Genomic DNA, 19,793 nt, shown 5'->3' with positions numbered 1-19,793 from the left:
CGTGGCCGACGTCGCGGGGATGCGTCGGCCGGCGTGATGTGGCGCCGGGTTCAGCCCTGGCGCGTACGCAGCTTTTCCAGCACGCCGTCCAGGGTGTCCAGATCGGTGTAGTGGATGATCAGCTTGCCCTTGCCGCCACGGCCGTGGTTGATCGCCACCTTGGCACCCAGCGCTTCGGACAGTTCGGTTTCCAGCGAGGCGATGTCGGCCTGCTGCACCTTCGGCGTCGCCACCGGGCGGTTGCTCGGCACCTTGCCGGCGGCGAAGGCCTGCGCACGGCGCTCGACCTCGCGCACCGACCAGCCTTCATCGGCCGCTTCCTGCGCCAGCTTGCCGGCCAGCTCGGGAGCCAGGGTCAGCAGCGCGCGGGCGTGGCCCATTTCCAGGCGGCGGGTTTCCAGCAGCAGCCGGATCGCCACCGGCAGCTCCAGCAGGCGCAGCAGGTTGGACACCGCCGCGCGCGAGCGGCCGACGGCCTCGGCGGCCTCGGCATGGGTCAGGGTGAACTCGCTGATCAGGCGCTGCAGCGCCTCGGCTTCTTCCAGCGGGTTGAGGTCTTCACGCTGGATGTTCTCGATCAGCGCCATCGCGATGACGGTGCGGTCTTCCAGCTCGCGCACCACCACCGGCACTTCGTCCAGCCCGGCCAGCTGCGATGCGCGCCAGCGGCGTTCACCGGCGACGATTTCGTAGTTGCCCGCCGGCAGCTGGCGCACCAGGATCGGCTGGATCACGCCCTGCGACTTGATCGAGTCGGCCAGCTCGGACAGCTTGCCCTCGTCCATCTCGCGGCGCGGCTGGTACTTGCCTGGCTGCAGCTGGCCGACCGGCAACTTGCGCAGCACTTCACCCGGCAGCGGCTCGATCACCGCGGTGGTGGCCTGCACCTGGCTGACCGCGCCCTTCGGGCCCAGCAGCGCGTCCAGGCCACGGCCGAGGCCTCGCTTCTTGGCTGCCGGCTTGCTGCTGGTCATCAGACGGTCTCCACGGCCTTGCCGGCCTTGTTGCGTTCGTTGTTGCGGCGGATGATCTCGCCGGCCAGGCCCAGGTAGGCCACGCCACCGCGCGAGGCGCGGTCGTAGCCGACGATGCTCTGGCCATGGCTGGGTGCCTCGGCCAGGCGCACGTTGCGCGGCACGATGGTGCGGAACACGCGGTCGCCGAAGTGCTCGGTGAGCTCGGCCGACACTGCGTTGGCCAGGTTGTTGCGCACGTCGAACATGGTGCGCAGCACGCCTTCGATCTCCAGCGCGGGGTTCAGGCTGGTGCGCAGCGCTTCGATGGTTTCCACCAGCGCGCTCAGGCCTTCCAGTGCGTAGTACTCGCACTGCATCGGCACGATCACCGAATCGGCGGCGGCCAGCGCGTTGAGCGTCAGCAGCGACAGCGCCGGCGGGCAATCGATCAGGATGTAGTCGTACTCGTCGCGGATCGGCGCCAGCGCGCGCTTCAGCCGCTGCTCGCGCTCGCTCTGGCCCATCAGCTGGATCTCGGCGGCGGTCAGGTCGATGTTGCCCGGCAGCAGGTCGTAGCCTTCGGCGGTCTGCACGCGCACATCGGCGGCGCTGTTCTCGCCCAGCAGCAGATCGCAGGTGGAGGCCGCCAGCTCACGCTTGTCCACGCCGCTGCCCATGGTCGCGTTGCCCTGCGAGTCCAGGTCGACCAACAGCACGCGCTTGGGTGCGTTGGCCAGGGAAGCGGCCAGGTTGACGGCGGTCGTGGTCTTGCCGACGCCACCCTTCTGGTTGGCGATGGCGATGATGCGGGCCATGCGGGTGTGCCTCGTCGACGGATGGTTGGGACCGGTCATTATGCGTACAACCGGCCCCTTGCGGAAATCGTGGATCGCCAACCCGTTGTTCCACAAAGGGCTGGCGGCGGGAATCAGGGACCTGTAACGGTGACCAGGTGGCGTTCGCCGGCCAGGCCGGGCACGCTCAGCGGGGTCACCTCACGCACCTGCCAGCCAGCCGGCAGTTCCGCGATCTCCTCATGCGGGTAGACGCCCTTCATGGCCAGCAGCACGCCACCGGGGCGCAGCAGATGGCCACCGACACGGACGATGCCGGCCAGGGTATCCATTGCGCGCGCGGTCAGCTGGTCGTAACGACCGGCCTCGTCCAGCGCTTCGGCCCGCGATTCGGCCACGCGGGCGTTGCCCAGGCCGAGCTGGCGCACGGCCTCGCGCATGAAGCGCGCCTTCTTGCCGTTGCTCTCGACCAGGGTGACCTGCAGGCCCGGGCAGGCGATCGCCAGCGGGATGCCGGGCAACCCGGGGCCGGTACCGAGGTCGGCCAGGCTGCCATCAGCCACGAACGGCTGCATCGCCAGCGAATCGAGCAGGTGGCGGGTAACCATCTCCTGCGGGTCGCGGATGGCGGTGAGGTTGTAGGTGCCGTTCCAGCGGTGCAGCAGGGCCAGGTAGCGCAACAGCGGCGGCGCCAGCGCGGCGTCCAGGCCCATGCTGGCCAGGCCCTGTTCCAGCGTGGCAGCCACGCTGGCGGGAAGTGGGTGTTCGCTCATGCCGCCATTATCGCCGGTTTTGCGCGCTGATTCCCCGCTTCAGTGCGGATACCAGGCCAACGCCGCACGGAACTGGCCGCTGGCCTGCCATTCGTGCAGGTGCCAGCGCGCGGCCTCGCCCAGTTCCAGGTCGCACCAGCGCAGGTGCAGGGCGCCATCGGCCCCCGGCGCCAGCTGCAGGCGGTGCAGGCCGAACGAGATGCCCTGGCCGTGCGCCTTCAGGATCGCCTCCTTGACGCACCACACGCGGAAGAACCAGTGCTCGCGGTCGGCCTCGTCCAGGCGTTCCAGCCAGGCCACCTCCTGCGGGTGGAAGAAGCGCCGCACGATTTCCAGAAGACGCGGCCGCGGCCGCAGCAGTTCCAGGTCCACGCCCAGCCGCACGCCTTCGCCCAGCGCCACCAGCAGCACCTCACCGCTGTGGCTCCAGCCGGTCCCGTAGTGGGCCAACGGGCCGCTCAGCTCCGGCCGGCCCTTGTCGTCACGGACCAGTGGCAGCGTCTGCGGATCGGTGCCCAGCGCCTGCGCCAGTACCTGCCGGGCCTGCGGTTCACCGCGCTGGCCCGGCACGTGCGGGCAGCGCCAGACCGTCACCGGGCCGAAGCGCCAGGGGCCGTCGAGGGTGGCTGGCAGGCTCATCCGCACGCGCCCATCACGCAATTGCACGACGGGTTCACAGCCGTGCGCGTCAACTGGTCACAGTTTCCCACCGGAGGTTCGATCATGGGCATCATCATCTGGCTGATCGTCGGCGGCATCGTAGGCTGGCTGGCCAGCATCATCATGAAGCGCGATGCCCAGCAGGGCATCATCCTCAACATCGTGGTCGGCATCGTCGGCGCGCTGATTTCCGGCTGGCTGTTCGGCGGCGGCATCAACGAAGCGATCACCATCCGCACCTTCCTGTTCTCGCTGATCGGCGCGGTGATCCTGCTGGCGATCGTCAACCTGTTCACCCGCAAGAGCATACGGTGATCTGAGGGGTAGCGCCGGGCCATGCCCGGCGTCACCCTGCCGCCGCTGCGCTCGCCGGGCATGGCCCGGCGCTACCTCAACTCAACCCAACTGCACCCACGCCGGCGCATGGTCGCTCGGACGATCCCAGGTGCGCGGCTCGCGGTCGATGCCCGAAGCCACCGCACCGCTCTTCAGCGCATCGGAAACCAGGGTCAGGTCGATGCGCAGGCCCAGGTTGCGGCGGAAGCCGGCGGCGCGGTAATCCCACCAGCTGAAGGTACCCGCCTCGTCGTTGTGCAGGCGGAAGCCATCGTGCAGCCCCAGCTGCAGCAGCTTGTTGAGCGCGCCGCGCTCGGCGGTGGAGGTCAGGATGTGGTTGTCGTTCCACACCTGCGAGTCGTGCACGTCGCGTGCGTCCGGGGCAATGTTGAAGTCCCCCATCACGATCAGCTTCGGGTGCCGCTGCAGTTCCTGCGCGATCCACGCATGCACCGCGTCCAGCCAGCGCAGCTTGTACTCGTACTTGTCGGTGCCGATGTCCTGGCCGTTGACCACGTACAGGTTGATCACCCGCAGGTCGCCGAAGGTGCCGGCGATGACGCGCTTCTGCTCGTCCTCGAAGCCGGGAATGCCGATCTGCACGTCCTGTGCAGGCTCACGCGACAGCAGCGCCACGCCGTTGTAGGTCTTCTGGCCGGCGAACACGCTGCGGTAGCCGGCGGCGATCAGCGCAGAATCGGGGAACTTGTGGTCCTCCAGCTTGGTTTCCTGGATGCCGACGATGTCCGGGCCGAAGTCCTTGAGCCACTGCTCCAGGTGCGGCAGGCGGACATTGAGCGAATTGACGTTCCACGAGGCGATTTTCATGGGGGCATTCTACCCGGGTGGCCGGGATGGGGCTCGGGCCGGATTCCCGTGTAGAGCCGAGCCCACGCTCGGCTGCATTGATCGGCACCCAGCCAGGAGCAGCCGAGCGTGGGCTCGGCTCTACAGAAGAATCGGGCCGGGCCCTGATTCAGCAGAGCCACGCCCTGCCTGGGTTCACCGAAGCAGCAGCTTCAACAACCCCGCAATCTTCGAATACGGCGGCCGCAGCCGGTCGCTGGCCGCCCACCGCGCCTGCCAGAGCACTGGCAGCCGCTTGCTCATGGCATCGAACCCGGCGCGGCCGTGGTACGCGCCCATGCCGCTGGCGCCCACCCCGCCAAACGGCAGGCCATCGGCGGCGAAGTGCAGCAGCGTGTCATTCACCGTCACCCCGCCCGCCACCACCTGGCCGAGGATGCGCTCCACCGTCGCCTTGTCGTGGCTGAAGGGATACAGCGCCAGCGGCCGGTCGCGCGACAGCACGTCGGCCAGGGCAGCATCCAGATCCGGATAGGCACGCACCGGCAGGATCGGCCCGAAGATCTCCTCGCGCATCAGCTCCAGGTCGTCCGGCGGGTCCAGCACCACGGTCGGCACCAGCAGGCGCTCGCGGTCGGCGCGCGCCTCATCCACCTGCGCCAGCGGAATCACCGGCACGCCGCGTTGCCGCGCCTGTGCCAGATAGCCCTGCAGGCGACGGTACTGGCCGTCGTTGATGATCCGCGTGTAGTCGTCGGCATCGCTGAAGTCGCCGTAGCGTTCGCGCACCTGCTGCTGCAGCGCCTGCACGAACTCGCGCTGGCGCGCGGTATCGATCAGCACGTAATCCGGCGCAATGCAGGTCTGGCCGGCGTTGAACCACTTGCCGGTGGCCAGCCGCGCGGCGGCCTTGTCCAGCGGGAAATCGCGGCAGACGATGGCCGGCGACTTGCCGCCCAGTTCCAGCGTCACCGGCACCAGATGCTCGGCGGCCGCCGCCATCACCTTGCGGCCCACGGCGGTCGAGCCGGTGAACAGCAGATGGTCCAACGGCAGCGACGACACCGCCGCGGCCACGTCCGCCCGGCCCTGCACCACCGCCACCCGATCGGGCGGGAACACACTGGCCAGCAGATCGGCCAGGAACGCGCTGGTACGCGGCGTATGTTCCGAAGGCTTGAGCAGCACATGGTTGCCTGCGGCGATGGCGGTAGCCAACGGCACCAGTGCCAGCGTGACCGGGTAGTTCCAGGGCGAGATCACCCCGACCACACCCAACGGCGTCGGTCGCAGCTGCGCGCGCGCCGGCCACAGTCGCCAACCGGCACCGACCCGCTGCGGCTTCGACCAGCGTCGCAGGTGGCGGCGCAGGTGGTCAATGGCCGACAGCACGCTCATGCCATCGGCCAGTTTCGATTCAACGTGGGCGCGATGGCCGAAGTCTTCTGCGATGGCCGCAGCCATATCGTCCAGGCGTGCCTTCAGCGCTTCGCGGAGGCGGCGCAGGTCTGCCCCGCGCTGGTCCAGCGTGGGGCGCTGCGACTGCCAGGCGCTGCGCAGGGTGTGCAGGATGGCGGGAAGGTCTGCCGGCGTGGTGGTGGTCATGGGCCGACTATACGGGGTGCAGGACGTCTCGATGGGGTCAGATCCCTTTCGCAAGCGAAAGGGATCTGACCCCAAAAAACAGGGAAACAGAAAGGCCGCGGTCTGCACCGCGGCCCCTGAAACGCGGTGGGTGCCGACCGTTGGTCGGCACGCCGGTTACTTGGTGATATCCACGTTCTTGGTCTCGCGCAGGAACAGGCCGCCGATCACCACCGACATCAGTGCGATCGCAATCGGGTACCACAGGCCGTAGTACAGGTTGCCGGTACCGGCCACCAGCGCGAACGAGATCGCCGGCAGGAAGCCACCGAACCAGCCGTTGCCGATGTGGTACGGCAGCGACATCGAGGTGTAGCGGATGCGGGTCGGGAACAGTTCGACCAGGTAGGCGGCAATCGGGCCGTAGACCATGGTCACGTACAGCACCAGCAGCCACAGCATGAAGATGGTGCCGGCAATGTTGATGCGCGCACCATCGGCCTTGGCCGGGTAGCCGGCAGAGGTCAGGGCGGTCTTCAGTTCCGCGCCGAACGCATCGGCCTTGGCCTTGCCTTCTTCCTTGGTCAGGCCGGCGGCCTCATACGAGGTGACGCTGGCGCTGCCCACATTCACCATCGCCAGCGAGCCGGCGGCGGCGGGCTGCACGTCGTACGGCACACCGGCCTTGGTCAGCGCAGCGGTGGCCACGTCGCAGGAGCTGGTGAACTTGCGCAGGCCCACCGGATCGAACTGGAACGAGCAGGTGGCCGGATCGGCGACGACCAGCGCCGGCGAGCTGCTGCGGGCTTCTTCGATGGCCGGGTTGGCGAAGTGGGTCAGGCCCTTGAAGATCGGGATGTAGGTGATGGCCGCCAGCAGGCAGCCGGCCAGGATGATCTTCTTGCGGCCGATGCGGTCGGACAGCCAGCCGAAGAAGATGAAGAACGGCGTGCCCAGTGCCAGCGCTGCGGCGATCAGCAGGTAGGAGGTGGTGGCATCGACCTTCAGCATGCTGCTGAGGAAGAACAGCGCGTAGAACTGTCCGCCGTACCAGACCACGGCCTGGCCAGCCGCTGCACCGAGCAGGACCAGCAACATCAGCTTCAGGTTGCCGCCCTTCAGGCTGTCGCGGAACGGGGTCTTGGAGCCCTTGCCTTCAGCCTTCATCTGCTGGAACAGCGGCGATTCGCTCAGCTGCAGGCGGATCCATACCGAAATGCCCAGCAGCAGGATCGACACCAGGAACGGGATGCGCCAGCCCCAGGCCTCGAACGCCTCGTTGCCCAGGGTCATGCGGCAGGCCAGGATGATCAGCAGCGACAGGAACAGGCCCAGCGTGGCGGTGCACTGGATGAAGCTGGTGTACAGGCCGCGCTTGTCGTCCGGCGCGTGCTCGGCCACGTAGGTGGCGGCACCGCCGTACTCGCCGCCCATCGCCAGACCCTGGGCCAGGCGCAGGATGATCAGGATCACCGGTGCGGCAAAACCGATCGAGGCGTAGTTGGGCAGCACGCCGACCAGGAAGGTCGAGATGCCCATGATCAGGATGGTGACCAGGAAGGTGTACTTGCGGCCGATGCGGTCGCCGAGGCTGCCGAAGAAGGCCGCGCCGAACGGACGCACGAAGAAGCCGGCGGCGAACGCCAGCAGGGCGAAGATCATGCCCGTGGTTTCATTGACGCCGCTGAAGAACTGCTTGGCGATGATGGCCGCGAGCGAGCCGTACAGGAAGAAGTCATACCACTCGAAGACCGTGCCGAGGCTCGAGGCGAAGATGACCTTCTTGTGGCCCTTGGTCAGGGTGCCCGCCTTATGTGCGGTGCTGGGTGTACTGGACATGGGACGCTTCCCCTCCGAAGCAATCGTTGTTGGTGAGTGCCGACCGTTGGTCGGCACTCAATTCGGTAGATGCCGACCTTGGCCGGCACCCCATCTCGGTAGGTGCCGGCCGCTGGCCGGCACGCTCTTAGAAGCTGTACTTCGTGGTGAACTGCAACCGGGTGATGTCACCCTTGTTGCCGTTCTCCACTTCGCGACGGCCATACATCAGCTCGGCGCCGATATCGACCTTGGGCAGCGGTGAATAGAAGATGTTGCCGCGGACGCTCTGCACGCTCTTGGTCACCAGCGGGCCGAGGATGCTGTCGTTGTCGTAGTCGCTGCGCGCGTAGATCAGGTTGGTGCGCAGCTTCGGCGAGAACGCATGCCGCCAGCCGACGTAGCCGGCCAGCACGCCGGTCGGGTTGAGCTCATCGCGGGCCACGTCGTAGGCGCTGTCGGCGGTGATGCCCAGGCCGATGTAGCGGGCGATGCCTTCGCCGCCGGTCAGCTGGTAGTGCAGCGAATCGCTGTCACCCATCACCCACTTGCCGCCCAGGGTCAGGCCGCCGGCCACCTTGTCGGCCTTCGCGCCGGTGGCCTGGTTGTCGACCTTCAGCTGACGGACGATGCCGCCGACGCCGAAGGTGCCCCAGTCGCCCTTCCAGCCATAGCGCAGGGTCAGGTCGGGCAGGCTGCCACGGTCGGAGTTGGCGCTGGCGTTGGTCCAGGCACCGGTGACCGGGTTGCGGGTGCCGGTGAGGGTGGTGGTTTCCGGGTTTTCCAGTGCGACACTGAAGCCGCCCTGGGTGTAGCGCACCTGCGCCTGGCGCACGAAGATCACGCCGTCGGTGGGGCCGACGAAGTCGACCGCTTCGGGCAGTGCGGCCGCGTCCATGAAGTTTGACCAGGTCTGGCCGGCCAGCCAGTTGTTCCAGTACATGTAAGCGTGGCGCAGGGTCACGCCGTAGGTGTTGGTGGCGGTCTGGTTGCCCAGCGAGTTGCCGAAGAAGTCCATCTCGAAGAACGCACCGGCCTTGTTGCCCGATTCGCTGACGTTGTCGATGCCCAGGTTGAAGCGCGAGAACTTGGCATGGGCGTTGAAATCGGTGCCCGAGCGCTTGCCGCTGCCGCCAGCGCCTTCGACCGGGGTCTGGCCCGGCAGGTACAGCGAACGGCCGGTGGCGTCGTCGGCCAGCTGGCCATCGCTGGTCTGGGTGGCCAGGAAGTCGGCCTTGATGAAGCCGCCGATCTTGACCGTGGTGCCCGGCGCGGCGCCCGGGGTGAGGGTGGTGACCTGGATCGGCTGCTTGCCGGCCGGCACCTGTGCGACCGGCTTCTGCCCGGCCTGCACCGTGCGCACTTCGGTCACGGCCTGCTGGGTCTGGCTGATCTGGGTCTGTTGTTGTTGCTGCGAAGACAGCAGCAGCTGGACCTGGCGTTCCAGTTCGGCAACGCGTGCTTCCAGTGCCTTCTCTTTGGCGGTCTCTGCGAACGCCATGCCCGGTGCGACCAGGGCGACCAGCAGGCAGGCCGCCAAAGGTGTGCGCACGGCTTTCAACGTACGGTGGCTCATGTTGCCCTCTCTCCCAAGTGGCAAGGTGATGCCGCGCGTGGGGCACGGTCGAGCCGAGACTGCGGGGCGATTATGTATAGCGGCTATTCGCCATTGGTCGAACCCGGGCCTGCAAGGCGCTCACTTTCGACCATGGTCTAACCAGGGTGGTGACGCGGCCGGGGGTGGATGGGGCAAACTGAGGGGGATCGGTCGTTGCGATGCTGCGACCGCACATACAAAGTCAACGTGCAAGTGAGGGTGCCATGGCTGATATCTACCCCGTCGATCCGCAGTTCGCCGCCAAGGCACGCATCGACAAGAAGACCTATGAACAGCAGTACCAGGCGTCGGTGGCCGATCCGGATGGATTCTGGGGCAAGGCCGCCGAGCGCCTGCAATGGATGCGCAAGCCGACGAAGATCAAGAACGTCAGCTATGACCTGTCCGACTTCCGCATCAAGTGGTTCGAGGATGGCGAGCTCAATGCCAGCGTGAACTGCCTGGATCGCCAGCTGGAAACGCGCGCCGACAAGACCGCCCTGCTGTTCGAGCCGGACGGCCCGGATGCACCGGCCCAGCATGTGACCTATCGCGAGCTGTACGAGCGCACCTGCCGCCTCGGCAACGCGCTGCGCAACCTCGGCGTCAAGAAGGGCGACCGGGTCACCATCTACCTGCCGATGATCGTCGACGCCGCGGTGGCCATGCTGGCCTGCGCGCGCATCGGTGCGATCCACTCGGTGGTGTTCGGTGGCTTCGCACCGAACTCGATCGCCGACCGCGTCAGCGACTGCCAGAGCAAGCTGATCATCACCGCCGACGAGGGCCTGCGTGGTGGTCGAAAGATTCCGCTGAAGGCCAACGTCGATGCCGCGCTGAAGCTGCCGGGCACGAACACGGTTGAAACCGTGCTGGTGGTGCGCCACACCGGCGGCGCGGTGGACATGCAGGCCCCGCGCGACCGCTGGTTCCACGACGTGGTGGACAGCCAGCCGTCCACCTGCGAACCGGAACGCATGAACGCGGAAGACCCGCTGTTCATCCTCTACACCTCCGGTTCCACCGGCAAGCCCAAGGGTGTGCTGCACACCACCGGCGGCTACCTGCTGTATGCGGCCTACACCCATGAAGCGGTGTTCGACCTGCGCGAGGACGACATCTACTGGTGCACCGCCGACGTCGGCTGGGTCACCGGCCACAGCTACATCGTGTACGGGCCACTGGCCAACGGTGCGACCTCGCTGATGTTCGAAGGCGTGCCGAACTATCCGGACACCTCGCGCTTCTGGAACGTCATCGACAAGCACAAGGTGAGCATCTTCTACACCGCCCCGACCGCCATCCGTGCACTGATGCGCGAGGGCGAGGAGCCGGTGAAGAAGACCTCGCGCGCGTCGCTGCGCCTGCTCGGCAGCGTGGGCGAGCCGATCAACCCGGAGGCCTGGCGCTGGTACTACGAGGTGGTCGGCGACAGCCGCTGCCCGATCGTCGATACCTGGTGGCAGACCGAGACCGGCGGCATCCTGATCTCGCCGCTGGCCGGTGCAATGGACCTCAAGCCGGGTTCGGCCACCCTGCCCTTCTTCGGCGTGCAGCCGGCGCTGGTCAATGCCGATGGCGAGATCCAGGACGGCCCGACCGAGGGCAACCTGATCATCCGTGATTCCTGGCCGGGCCAGATGCGCACGGTGTACGGCGACCACCAGCGTTTCATCGATACGTATTTCCGCACCTACCCGGGCAGCTACTTCACCGGCGACGGTTGCCGCCGCGACGAGGACGGCTACTACTGGATCACCGGCCGCGTAGACGATGTGATCAACGTGTCCGGCCACCGCATCGGCACCGCCGAAGTGGAAAGCGCGCTGGTCTCGCACCCGAAGGTGGCCGAGGCGGCCGTGGTCGGCTTCCCGCACGACGTCAAGGGCCAGGGCATCTACGCCTACGTCACCCTGGTGGCCGAAGAGGCACCGAGCGATGAACTGCACAAGGAACTGATCGCCTGGGTGCGCAAGGAGATCGGCCCGATCGCCACGCCGGACCACCTGCAGTGGGCGCCGGGCCTGCCGAAGACCCGCTCGGGCAAGATCATGCGCCGCATCCTGCGCAAGATCGCCGAGAACGCGCCCGACCAGCTTGGCGACACCTCGACCCTGGCCGATCCGTCGGTGGTGGCGTCGCTGGTGGACGAGCGCAAGGTGCGCTGACGTACGACCCGGGGTCGGATCCCTTTCCGCAAGGAAAGGGCTCTGACCCCATCTGCTTTCCCCCACGGTTCCCCCCGACCATGACCACCCTCCTGATTGCCGATGACCACCCGCTGTTCCGCGAGGCCCTGCGTGGGGCCGTGCAGCGGGTCATCCCCGGCGTGCAGCTGTTCGAGGCCGACAGCGTGGAAGCGTTGTATGCACTGGCCGACCAGCACAACGACGCCGACCTGGTCCTGATGGACCTCAATATGCCCGGTGCGCAGGGTTTCAACGCGCTGGTGCACATGCGCTCGCTGCACCCGCACCTGCCGGTGGTGGTGGTGTCCGCACGCGAAGAAGCCACGGTGATGCGCCGCGCGCTCGACCACGGTGCGCTGGGCTTCATTCCGAAGTCTGCGGATTCGGACACCATCGGCCATGCGCTGGGCGCCATCCTCGATGGCGAGACCTGGGCACCGCCGGAAGCGCACAACGTGCCGCCTACCGGCAGCGAAGAACGCGAAGTCGGCCAGCGCCTGCGCGAGCTGACCCCGCAGCAGTTCCGCGTCCTGCAGATGCTCGGCGCCGGGCGCTTGAACAAGCAGATCGCCTACGACCTCAACGTCTCCGAAGCGACGATCAAGGCCCACGTCACCGCCATCCTGCGCAAGCTGGGCGTAACCAACCGCACCCAGGCCGTGCTGATGGCCGGCAAGCTGGCGATCGACGACGACGCCATCGTGCTGCCGCCGGAAGAAGACTGAGACCTCCGCTGTAGAGCCGAGCCCATGCTCGGTTGCTCTTCGCCAGGTTCCAGATCACGCTTCAAGCGGCCATCGACTCCACACATAGGGGTATTCCCCGATGCGCGTGGCCAATCCTGCACGCACGGGATTGGCCGCGATGTACATCGCCTGCGTGCGCAGGCATTCATCGCTGCGCAGCGCGTGGTCGTAGTATCCCGGCTGCCAGATCGGCGCGTTGGCATCAGCGCGCCTGCCGATGGAACGCCCGCTCCGTGATTTGAGGATCTGCATGCAGCCGGCAAGCGTGCCGGTACGGAGTTCGAACAGCCAATGCAGATGATCCGGCATCACCACCCAGGCGAGGGAGGAGGTCCGCCCCGTTCGCTCTACGGTGCGCAGCGCTTCGATCAGCAGATCGACGTTGGCCTTGTCGTCGAACCAAGGACGGCGTGCGCGTGTCACAGCCGTGATCGCGTAGACATTGCCGGTCTGCGACCAGCGACCAAAGCGGAGTGCAGGACTGGCCATGCGAAGAGGCTATGGCACGCATGACAACCCTTCCATCAGTGCATCACCGCAATGCTTGTCAGCCAAAACCCTGATGTAGAGCCGAGCCCATGCTCGGCTGACATGCAAAGCAGCCGAGCGTGGGCTCGGCTCTACAGATTTCCCTGCTTACCCCACGCCGTGCAGGTGTTCGTACAGGATCGTCGCGCCGATGATCATCAGGATCACGCCGCCGATGATCTCGGCACGCTTGCCGACCATGCTGCCCAGCACGCGGCCGAGCATGATGCCGACGGTGACCATGGTCAGCGTGCACAGACCGATGACCGCCGCCATCACGCCGATATGGACGTCCATGAAGGCCAGGCCGATGCCCACGGCCATCGCGTCGATGCTGGTGGCGAAACCGGTCAGCGCCAGCTTCCAGAAGCCGTGGTGCTGCGAAGGGTCTTCGTCTTCCTCGGCACTGTCCGGGCGCAGGCCGTTGTAGATCATGTGGATGCCCAGCGCGCCGAGCAGGCCGAAGGCGATCCAGTGGTCGAAGGCTTCGACGTACTGCAGCGCGGCGCGACCGAGCAGCCAGCCGATGATGGGCGTGATCGCCTCGATGACGCCGAAGATGATGCCGGCCCGCAGTGCATCGCGGAACACCGGCTTGCGCATGGCCGCACCCTTGCCGATCGCCGCAGCGAAGGCATCGGTGGACATGGCAAAGCCGATCAGGAGGATCGAAATGGGGGACATGGACAGCGGCTGAGGTCGGGCTAGGACGGACGCACGGCCTGCGCTCGCGCCCAACCTGACGTTGCGCGCGCGGGCCGCTGGTCTCGCCAACCATCATGGTTGTCCACGCCACGGCGCACTGGCCGAGTATGTTGACGTGGACGATTCCTGCGAAGGAATCCGGCTACTCCCCAAGGGGACGCGAAGCTTAGCATCGCGATCCACGCGTGGCGCATTTCCAGCGAAACGCGCAGGCAGGGCTGGTTTGTATAGCGATGGCTATATCGGCGCCGTGCAGCGCGCGGAAGCCGAGCATAGGCTCGGCTCTACAGAGGGGCCGCGCAAGTGGATTCTTGTAGAGCCGACCAATGCTCGGCTGCTGTTCGTCCGGGCCACGGAACACCATGCCGCGCGCAGGAGCCGAGCGTAGGCTCGGCTCTACAGTTGCCAATCAGGCATCGCTGTTGCCGGCGTCGCGCAGCGCGCCGAGGAAGGCGCGCAGCGAGGCCGGCTTGATCGGCTTGGTCAGCACGCGGTAGCCGCGTTCGCGTGCCATCCGCTTCAGTTCGTCGCGGCCATCGGCGGTCAGCAGGGCACCCGGCAGCGAGTAACCGGCCGCTTCGCGCAACGCCACCAGCGCATCCAGGCCATCCATGCGGTCGTGCAGGTGGTAGTCCACCAGCATCACCTGCGGGCGCTCGGCGATCTTCTCCAGCGCCTGGTCGACGGTGGCGGCAGTGATCACCTGCACCTGCCAACGGCCAAGCAATGCACGCATGCCGTCGAGGATCTCCTCATCGTTGTCCACGCACAGCACGCGCAGGCCGGCCAGCGAATCGCTGCGTACCGGTGCGGCCACCGCCTGTACCGGCGTGGCCAGCTCGGCGTAGCCCGGCAACGGCGCCACACGAGGCAGGATGATCGAGAACATCGAGCCGCTGCCGACGCGGCTGCGCGCATTGAGGCGATGGTCAAGCAGGCGCGAGATGCGCTGGCAGATCGACAGGCCCAGCCCCAGACCCTGCTCGCCCCAGTCGAACGGCTGCTGGTAACGGTGGAACTCATCGAAGATCTGCCGCATGTGGTGCTCGGGAATGCCGGGACCGGTATCCCATACCTGCAGCTCCACTTCGTCGCCACGATGGCGCACCGCCAGTACGATGCGCCCCTGGCGGGTGTAGCGCAACGCGTTGGCCAGGAAATTCTGCAGCACGCGGCGCAGCAGGCGGCGATCACTGCGTACCCACGCCGGGCGCGCGAACAGGTCCAGGCGCAGGCCACGACCGGCGGCGACCGGCGTGTACTGCGCCGCCAGTTCGCGCATCAACGCACTCACGTCGAATTCGCCGATCACCGGGTGCAGGCCACCCGCATCCAGCCGTGACACGTCCAGCAGGCCATCGAGCAACTCCTCAGCCGCACGCAGCGACGCGTCTACGCGTTCGGCCAGATGCTTCTGCTCGTCGCTCACGTGATCGCTGTCGCGCAGCGCGGACGCAAACAGGCGCGCGGCGTTCAGCGGCTGCAGCACGTCGTGGCTGATCGCCGCCAGGAAGCGCGTCTTCGACTGCTGTGCGACCTCGGCCTCATGCGAGCGCTCGGCCACGCGCTGTTCCAGCGTCTCGTTGGCTTCAAGCAGCGCCTTTTCGGCGTGCTTGTAGTCGGTGATGTCGTTGTAGCTGGTCACGTAGCCGCCGCCGGGCAGCGCCTGGCCGCGCATCTCGATCACCTTGCCGTCGCTGCGGGTGCGCTCGAACACGTGCGGCGAACCGGCGCGCATGTAGCCGATGCGGCGGTTGATCTGCACTTCGATATCGCCCTCGCCCAGCTCGCCGCGCTCGGCGTTGTAGCGGATCAGGTCGGCCACCGGGCGGCCCACGTAGAGCATGCCGTCGGGGTAACCGAACATGTCCTGGTAGCGGCGGTTCCACGCGGTCAGGCGCATGTCCGGATCGACCACGCTGACCCCGGCGCTGATGTTCTCCAGCGTGGTCGACAGGATCTCGCGGTTGAAGCGCAGTTCCTGCCCGGCTTCGTCCAGTACCGCCACCACTTCACCCAGGTCCATGCCCGAGCCACGCAGCAGGCTGGTGAGCAGCAGGCGCGCCGATGCCGCACCAATCGAGGCGGCCAGCAGCCGTTCGGTGAACTGTACCCAGGGGCGGTCCGCAGGCGCCGAGGACTGAAGCTCGCGCCCCAGCGACTGTGCCTGCTCGAAAAACGAACGCCGCGCGTGGCGCTCTCCGACCACGCGCGAGGCCAGTGCCAGCAGGTCGCCCACATGCACGTGGCCGGGCCAGCCACCGGCCACCGACGGGCGCTCGGCATACGGGTCGAGGAACGGCGCGGCGCGCAGCCGCTCGTCCACACCGGGGCGCCAGCGCGCGGACACCAGCATCATCGTCGCCGCGTTGACCAGCAGCGACCAGAACGTGCCGTGGGTCAGCGGATCCCAGCCGGACATGCCGAACAGCTGCTGCGGACGCAGCCAGTCGATGCCGAACGGACCGTGCTGCACCCAGCCGGCATCAACCCAGCCGGCCATGGTCATCGCTGGCAGCAGCAGTGTGTACAGCCAGGTGGCGAAGCCGAGCAGCATGCCCACCTCGACACCACGCCGGCTGGCACCGCGCCAGTACAGGCCGCCGATCAGGCCGGGCGCGAACTGCGCTACCGCCGCGAACGCCATCAGGCCGTACGAGGCCAACGTGCTGTCGTTGCTGCTGGTGCGGTAGTAGCTGTACGCCATCAGCGCCAGCAGCAGGATCGCCAGGCGGCGGATCCACAGCACGCGCGAGGCGACGTCGGCGGCCTCCTGGTGGTCACCGCTCCGACGCAGCAGCACCGGCATCACCAGGTCGTTGCTGACCATGGTGGCCAGCGCGATGGACGACACGATGACCATGCCGGTGGCCGCCGAAAAGCCGCCCACGTAGGCGATCAGCGCCAGTGCGTTGCGGCCCTCGGCCAGCGGCAGGGCCAGCACCATCGAGTCGTCGGCGACGCTGCCGCCGGTGCCGAACAGGGTCACGCCGGCGGTGGCGATCGGCAGCACCATGCCCGAGATCAGCACCAGGTAGCCGCCGAACATCCAGCGCGCGCGGCGCACGTCGCGCACATCGCCGCACTCGACCACGGCCACGTGGAACTGGCGCGGCAGGCAGATGATGGCCAGGAAACTGAGCAGGGTCTGCGAGATGAAGCCCACCGGCGGCAGGCCGGTGAACAGCGTATGCACCGACTCGACCACCGCGTCGGTGCGGTTGCTCAGCCACAGGTAGGCGAACACGCCCACGGCCAGCATCGCCAGCAGCTTGATCACCGATTCGAAGGCGATGGCCAGCATCATGCCGTGGTGGTGTTCGGTGGCATCGACCTGGCGGGTACCGAACAGGGTGGCGAACAGCGCCATCAGCAGCGCCACGTACAGCGCGGGATCGGTGAAGAAGCCGGTCGGACCGGTGTTGCCGGTCAGCACCTGCAGGCTCATCGCCACCGCTTTGTACTGCAGGGCCAGGTACGGAATGATGCCGATCAGCGCGATGATCGCCACCAGCGCCGCCAGCCGCCGCGAGCGGCCGAAGCGCGAGGAGATGAAGTCGGCGATGGAGACCACGTTCTGGCTGCGCGCGATCAGCGCCAGGCGCTCGATGATGCGCCAGCCGAACAGCAGCAGCAGCAGCGGGCCGATGTAGATGGGCAGGTAGCCCACGCCGTTGCGAACGGCGGTGCCGACCGCGCCGTAGAAGGTCCACGACGAGCAGTACACGGCCAGCGCCAGGCTGTAGACCACCGGCCGCAGCCACGGCCGGTCGGGGTACATCGGCCGACGGTCGCCCCACCACGCCACGCCGAACAGCAGCGCAGCATAGGCAACCGAGACCAGCAGCAGGATCCAGCTGGAGACCACGCGTGCGTTTCCGTCAGGACAGGGGTCAGTAGATCACGACCGCTGGTCGTGCGGGTAGGTCATGGCGGTGGGTCACGACCATTGGTCCGTCTGGTGGGTCACGACCGTTGGTCGTGACGGGGACATCCGTGCCCACTGACAGTGGGCACCTACCGGGAATCAATGGGCACCCACCAGGAAGCGGTGGGCGCCTGCCAGGTACCGGTTTACTGGGCCGGTACACCCATTTCCTTCAGCAGCTCGGGTGCCGGGTAGACCTTGGCCAGCAACCAGCGCAGGTAGCGCATGTCCACGTGCACGGCGCGCTTGTAGCGCGGGTCGAACCACCAGCTGGCGCTGACCGATTCCCAGTTGCTGTCGAAGTTCAGGCCGATCAGTTCGCCCTTGGCGTTGAGCACCGGCGAGCCGGAGTTGCCGCCGGTGGTGTCCAGGTTGGTCAGGAAGTTGACCGTCTGGGTCTTCAGCGCCGGGTCGGCAGTGCTGCCGAAGTCACCCTTGGCGATCGCGGCCAGCAGCGGCTTGGGTGCGTCGAACGGATAGGCGTTGGTGTTCTTCTCGACGATGCCGGCCACGGTGGTCACCGGCGAGTAGGTCACGCCATCGCGCGGGTGCAGCGCCTCGACCTTGCCGTAGCTGATGCGCAGGGTGCGGTTGGCGTCCGGGTACACCGCACGGCCCTGCTTGGCACGCCAGGCGAACAGCGCCTGCATGTACGCCGGGCGCAGGCGCAGCTGCTCGCCTTCGCGGGTCTTGCTCTCGTTTTCGATGCGCAGCTGCGCGGCCACCAGCGGGCCGGCCACGGCGATCAGCGGATCGGCGGCCAGGGCCTTGCCTTCGCGTGCGGCGGCAAAGCGCGACAGGCGCTGCGCCTCATCGCCCAGCTGGGTTCCGGCGTACAGGGTGTCCAGCGCCGTGGCCAGCTGCTGCGGGGTGCGGCCGAAGGCCGCGTCGAACTCGGCCACGCGCTGCGCGTCCGGCAGCTGCTGGTAGCGGGTCAGCAGGGTGGTCAGCAGGGCCTTCTCGACCTCCGGCGCGTAGCGGCGCTGGACCTGCTTGAGCACGCCTTCGATCATCGCCTGGTCGCGCTGCTGGTAACCGCTCTCGCGCTGCGCGTCAGGCTTGGCCGATTCGATGCGCAGGCGCTCCAGCAGCAGCGCAGAGCGCAGCAGCTGGCTCTGCGCGGCGATCTGGTCCAGCAGCAGGTCACGCTCGCCCACCGCCGCGCCCTGCGACAGGTTGGCCAGCAACGCCTTGATGTCGCCCTGGTACTTGCGGTCGGTCGCGGCCAGCATCGCGGTCTCGTCGGCGGCACGCTGGGCCTTGGCGTCGCTGCGCAGCAGGCCTTCCAGTTCGCCAGCGGCGCGCTTGCGGTTGTTCTTCAGCGACTGCAGCTGCGAGGCATAGCGGGTACGCGCCTGCGCGTCCTTGGCGGTGGCGGCCTCGATGGTGTCGATCATCTGCTGGAACACCGACACGCGGCGCGGCAGCACGGCATCGATCTGGCCGGCGAATTCGGCCGCGGTGCGGTGGCGGTAGGTGATGCCCGGGTAACCGGCCAGCATCGCGTAGTCGCCTTCCTTCGGGCCTTCCACCGACATCTGCAGGTGTGCCGGTGCCTGGTAGGGCACGTTGTCCTTGCTGTAGGCGGCCGGCTTGCCGTCCTTGCCCACGTAGGCGCGCAGCAGGGTGAAGTCGCCGGTGTGGCGCGGCCACATGAAGTTGTCGATCTCATCGCCGTAGTTGCCGATCGCACGCGGCGGCGCATACACCAGGCGCACGTCGCTCAGTTCCAGCTGGGCGATGCGGTAGAAGTCGGTGCCGTAGTACATGTTGGCCACCGAGCAGCGCACGCTGCCGTCCTTCTCGCACTCGGCCACGATCTGCTTGCTGGCCGCATCCACCGCATCGAAGTAGGCGCGGCCGGTCTTGCCACGGGCCTGCGCCAGCACCTGGTCGGTCACCTTGTCGAAGCCGACGGTGACCAGAACGCGGAAGTCCGGGTTGGCCGGGCGCTCGTCGGCGCGGTCCTTGGCGATGAAGCCACCGTTGATGAGGTCGTGCTCGGGCGAGCTGTTGTACTGGATCACGCCCATCGCCACGTGGTGGTTGGTGAGCAGCAGGCCGTCGGAGGACACGAAGGAGCCGGTGCCACCACCGGCACGCACCACGGCACTCAGCGGCGGTGCAGTGACGTTGGCCAGGTCGGCCGGATTGCCCTTGAAGCCTGCGGCCTGGAGCGGCTTGGCCAGTTCCGGCAGCTGGGTCGGCATCCACATGCCTTCGTCGGCGTGAGCACCGGCGGCGAGGGTCAGGCCCAGGGCCAGGGCGGTGGGAAGGGCTTTGCGTGGTGACATGAGGCAATCCGGTACGACAGAACAGCCCGGGACCATAGCCGCTGGGGCCGGATGGGGCAACGGCCGATGGTTGGGGGC

At 67.4% G+C, this 19,793-nt stretch carries 15 protein-coding genes and 1 riboswitch; of the genes, 3 read left to right on the top strand and 12 right to left on the bottom strand.

Annotated elements, in window-relative coordinates:
- Positions 1–50: 50 nt before the first annotated feature.
- The 4 genes from AC5P8C_RS05160 to AC5P8C_RS05145 all read right to left on the bottom strand — a co-directional run bounded on the left by AC5P8C_RS05160 (position 51) and on the right by AC5P8C_RS05145 (position 3,162).
- The gene (locus tag AC5P8C_RS05160) at positions 51–974 is read right to left on the bottom strand and encodes a ParB/RepB/Spo0J family partition protein (RefSeq protein WP_005411652.1); all 924 of its coding nucleotides are present in this window, start codon (positions 972–974) and stop codon (positions 51–53) included.
- Entirely contained in the window at positions 974–1,771 is a 798-nt protein-coding gene (locus AC5P8C_RS05155) for a ParA family protein (RefSeq protein WP_019661751.1), read from the bottom strand. The genes AC5P8C_RS05160 and AC5P8C_RS05155 overlap by 1 nt, the downstream gene beginning before the upstream one ends.
- A 113-nt stretch (positions 1,772–1,884) precedes the next feature.
- Positions 1,885–2,523 (bottom strand): 16S rRNA (guanine(527)-N(7))-methyltransferase RsmG, encoded by a 639-nt coding sequence (rsmG, locus tag AC5P8C_RS05150; RefSeq protein ID WP_012481632.1) that lies wholly within the window; start codon positions 2,521–2,523, stop codon positions 1,885–1,887.
- Between the two features lie 39 nt (positions 2,524–2,562).
- A complete protein-coding gene (locus AC5P8C_RS05145; RefSeq protein ID WP_019661752.1) occupies positions 2,563–3,162 on the bottom strand; it encodes a 4'-phosphopantetheinyl transferase family protein in 600 nt (199 codons plus the stop codon).
- Between the two features lie 84 nt (positions 3,163–3,246).
- Between AC5P8C_RS05145 and AC5P8C_RS05140 the strand changes: the two genes are divergently transcribed.
- On the top strand, positions 3,247–3,498 hold the full coding sequence (locus AC5P8C_RS05140; protein WP_005411656.1) for a GlsB/YeaQ/YmgE family stress response membrane protein: 252 nt from the start codon (positions 3,247–3,249) through the stop codon (positions 3,496–3,498).
- 81 nt (positions 3,499–3,579) lie between these two features.
- On the opposite strand, the gene xth is transcribed toward AC5P8C_RS05140, so the two are convergent.
- The 4 genes from xth to AC5P8C_RS05120 all read right to left on the bottom strand — a co-directional run bounded on the left by xth (position 3,580) and on the right by AC5P8C_RS05120 (position 9,304).
- Positions 3,580–4,347, bottom strand: a complete 768-nt coding sequence (gene xth, locus AC5P8C_RS05135; protein WP_233653532.1) for an exodeoxyribonuclease III — start codon at positions 4,345–4,347, stop codon at positions 3,580–3,582.
- Between the two features lie 174 nt (positions 4,348–4,521).
- Positions 4,522–5,931, bottom strand: a complete 1,410-nt coding sequence (locus tag AC5P8C_RS05130; RefSeq protein WP_495218401.1) for a coniferyl aldehyde dehydrogenase — start codon at positions 5,929–5,931, stop codon at positions 4,522–4,524.
- A gap of 156 nt (positions 5,932–6,087) precedes the next feature.
- Positions 6,088–7,749, bottom strand: a complete 1,662-nt coding sequence (locus AC5P8C_RS05125; RefSeq protein WP_005420402.1) for an MFS transporter — start codon at positions 7,747–7,749, stop codon at positions 6,088–6,090.
- 127 nt (positions 7,750–7,876) lie between these two features.
- A complete protein-coding gene (locus AC5P8C_RS05120) occupies positions 7,877–9,304 on the bottom strand; it encodes a DcaP family trimeric outer membrane transporter (protein ID WP_019661755.1) in 1,428 nt (475 codons plus the stop codon).
- 245 nt (positions 9,305–9,549) lie between these two features.
- Between AC5P8C_RS05120 and acs the strand changes: the two genes are divergently transcribed.
- Complete coding sequence (gene acs, locus AC5P8C_RS05115) at positions 9,550–11,493, top strand: acetate--CoA ligase (protein ID WP_495218400.1); 1,944 nt, start codon at positions 9,550–9,552, stop codon at positions 11,491–11,493.
- 80 nt (positions 11,494–11,573) lie between these two features.
- Positions 11,574–12,239, top strand: coding sequence for a response regulator transcription factor (locus tag AC5P8C_RS05110; RefSeq protein ID WP_111098071.1), 666 nt, complete (start codon positions 11,574–11,576; stop codon positions 12,237–12,239).
- 54 nt (positions 12,240–12,293) lie between these two features.
- Here the strand turns inward: AC5P8C_RS05110 and AC5P8C_RS05105 are convergent, their stop codons facing one another.
- The 4 genes from AC5P8C_RS05105 to AC5P8C_RS05090 form a co-directional block, all read right to left on the bottom strand.
- Positions 12,294–12,749, bottom strand: coding sequence for an REP-associated tyrosine transposase (locus AC5P8C_RS05105; RefSeq protein ID WP_495218399.1), 456 nt, complete (start codon positions 12,747–12,749; stop codon positions 12,294–12,296).
- A 147-nt stretch (positions 12,750–12,896) separates the two neighbouring features.
- On the bottom strand, positions 12,897–13,472 hold the full coding sequence (locus AC5P8C_RS05100; RefSeq protein WP_111098073.1) for a manganese efflux pump MntP: 576 nt from the start codon (positions 13,470–13,472) through the stop codon (positions 12,897–12,899).
- A gap of 88 nt (positions 13,473–13,560) precedes the next feature.
- Positions 13,561–13,650: riboswitch (yybP-ykoY riboswitch) on the bottom strand.
- 252 nt (positions 13,651–13,902) lie between these two features.
- Positions 13,903–17,361: a hybrid sensor histidine kinase/response regulator gene (locus AC5P8C_RS05095; protein WP_495218398.1), complete on the bottom strand. Its 3,459-nt coding sequence runs from the start codon at positions 17,359–17,361 to the stop codon at positions 13,903–13,905.
- A gap of 206 nt (positions 17,362–17,567) precedes the next feature.
- Positions 17,568–19,715 (bottom strand): S46 family peptidase, encoded by a 2,148-nt coding sequence (locus AC5P8C_RS05090; protein WP_019661761.1) that lies wholly within the window; start codon positions 19,713–19,715, stop codon positions 17,568–17,570.
- Between the last annotated feature and the right edge of the window lie 78 nt (positions 19,716–19,793).

The organism is Stenotrophomonas sp. YJH_SMC_46 (assembly GCF_059370315.1).
The sequence above is the reverse complement of the archived record's forward strand: the minus strand, read 5'-3'. Positions and strand labels throughout refer to the sequence as shown.

Excerpts from the sequence above, each read along its gene's own strand:
- AC5P8C_RS05160 (WP_005411652.1), bottom strand. The coding sequence starts at position 974 with ATGACCAGCAGCAAGCCGGCAGCCAAGAAGCGAGGCCTCGGCCGTGGC.
- AC5P8C_RS05155 (WP_019661751.1), bottom strand. The coding sequence starts at position 1,771 with ATGGCCCGCATCATCGCCATCGCCAACCAGAAGGGTGGCGTCGGCAAG.
- rsmG (WP_012481632.1), bottom strand. The coding sequence starts at position 2,523 with ATGAGCGAACACCCACTTCCCGCCAGCGTGGCTGCCACGCTGGAACAG.
- AC5P8C_RS05145 (WP_019661752.1), bottom strand. The coding sequence starts at position 3,162 with ATGAGCCTGCCAGCCACCCTCGACGGCCCCTGGCGCTTCGGCCCGGTG.
- AC5P8C_RS05140 (WP_005411656.1), top strand. The coding sequence starts at position 3,247 with ATGGGCATCATCATCTGGCTGATCGTCGGCGGCATCGTAGGCTGGCTG.
- xth (WP_233653532.1), bottom strand. The coding sequence starts at position 4,347 with ATGAAAATCGCCTCGTGGAACGTCAATTCGCTCAATGTCCGCCTGCCG.
- AC5P8C_RS05130 (WP_495218401.1), bottom strand. The coding sequence starts at position 5,931 with ATGACCACCACCACGCCGGCAGACCTTCCCGCCATCCTGCACACCCTG.
- AC5P8C_RS05125 (WP_005420402.1), bottom strand. The coding sequence starts at position 7,749 with ATGTCCAGTACACCCAGCACCGCACATAAGGCGGGCACCCTGACCAAG.
- AC5P8C_RS05120 (WP_019661755.1), bottom strand. The coding sequence starts at position 9,304 with ATGAGCCACCGTACGTTGAAAGCCGTGCGCACACCTTTGGCGGCCTGC.
- acs (WP_495218400.1), top strand. The coding sequence starts at position 9,550 with ATGGCTGATATCTACCCCGTCGATCCGCAGTTCGCCGCCAAGGCACGC.
- AC5P8C_RS05110 (WP_111098071.1), top strand. The coding sequence starts at position 11,574 with ATGACCACCCTCCTGATTGCCGATGACCACCCGCTGTTCCGCGAGGCC.
- AC5P8C_RS05105 (WP_495218399.1), bottom strand. The coding sequence starts at position 12,749 with ATGGCCAGTCCTGCACTCCGCTTTGGTCGCTGGTCGCAGACCGGCAAT.
- AC5P8C_RS05100 (WP_111098073.1), bottom strand. The coding sequence starts at position 13,472 with ATGTCCCCCATTTCGATCCTCCTGATCGGCTTTGCCATGTCCACCGAT.
- AC5P8C_RS05090 (WP_019661761.1), bottom strand. The coding sequence starts at position 19,715 with ATGTCACCACGCAAAGCCCTTCCCACCGCCCTGGCCCTGGGCCTGACC.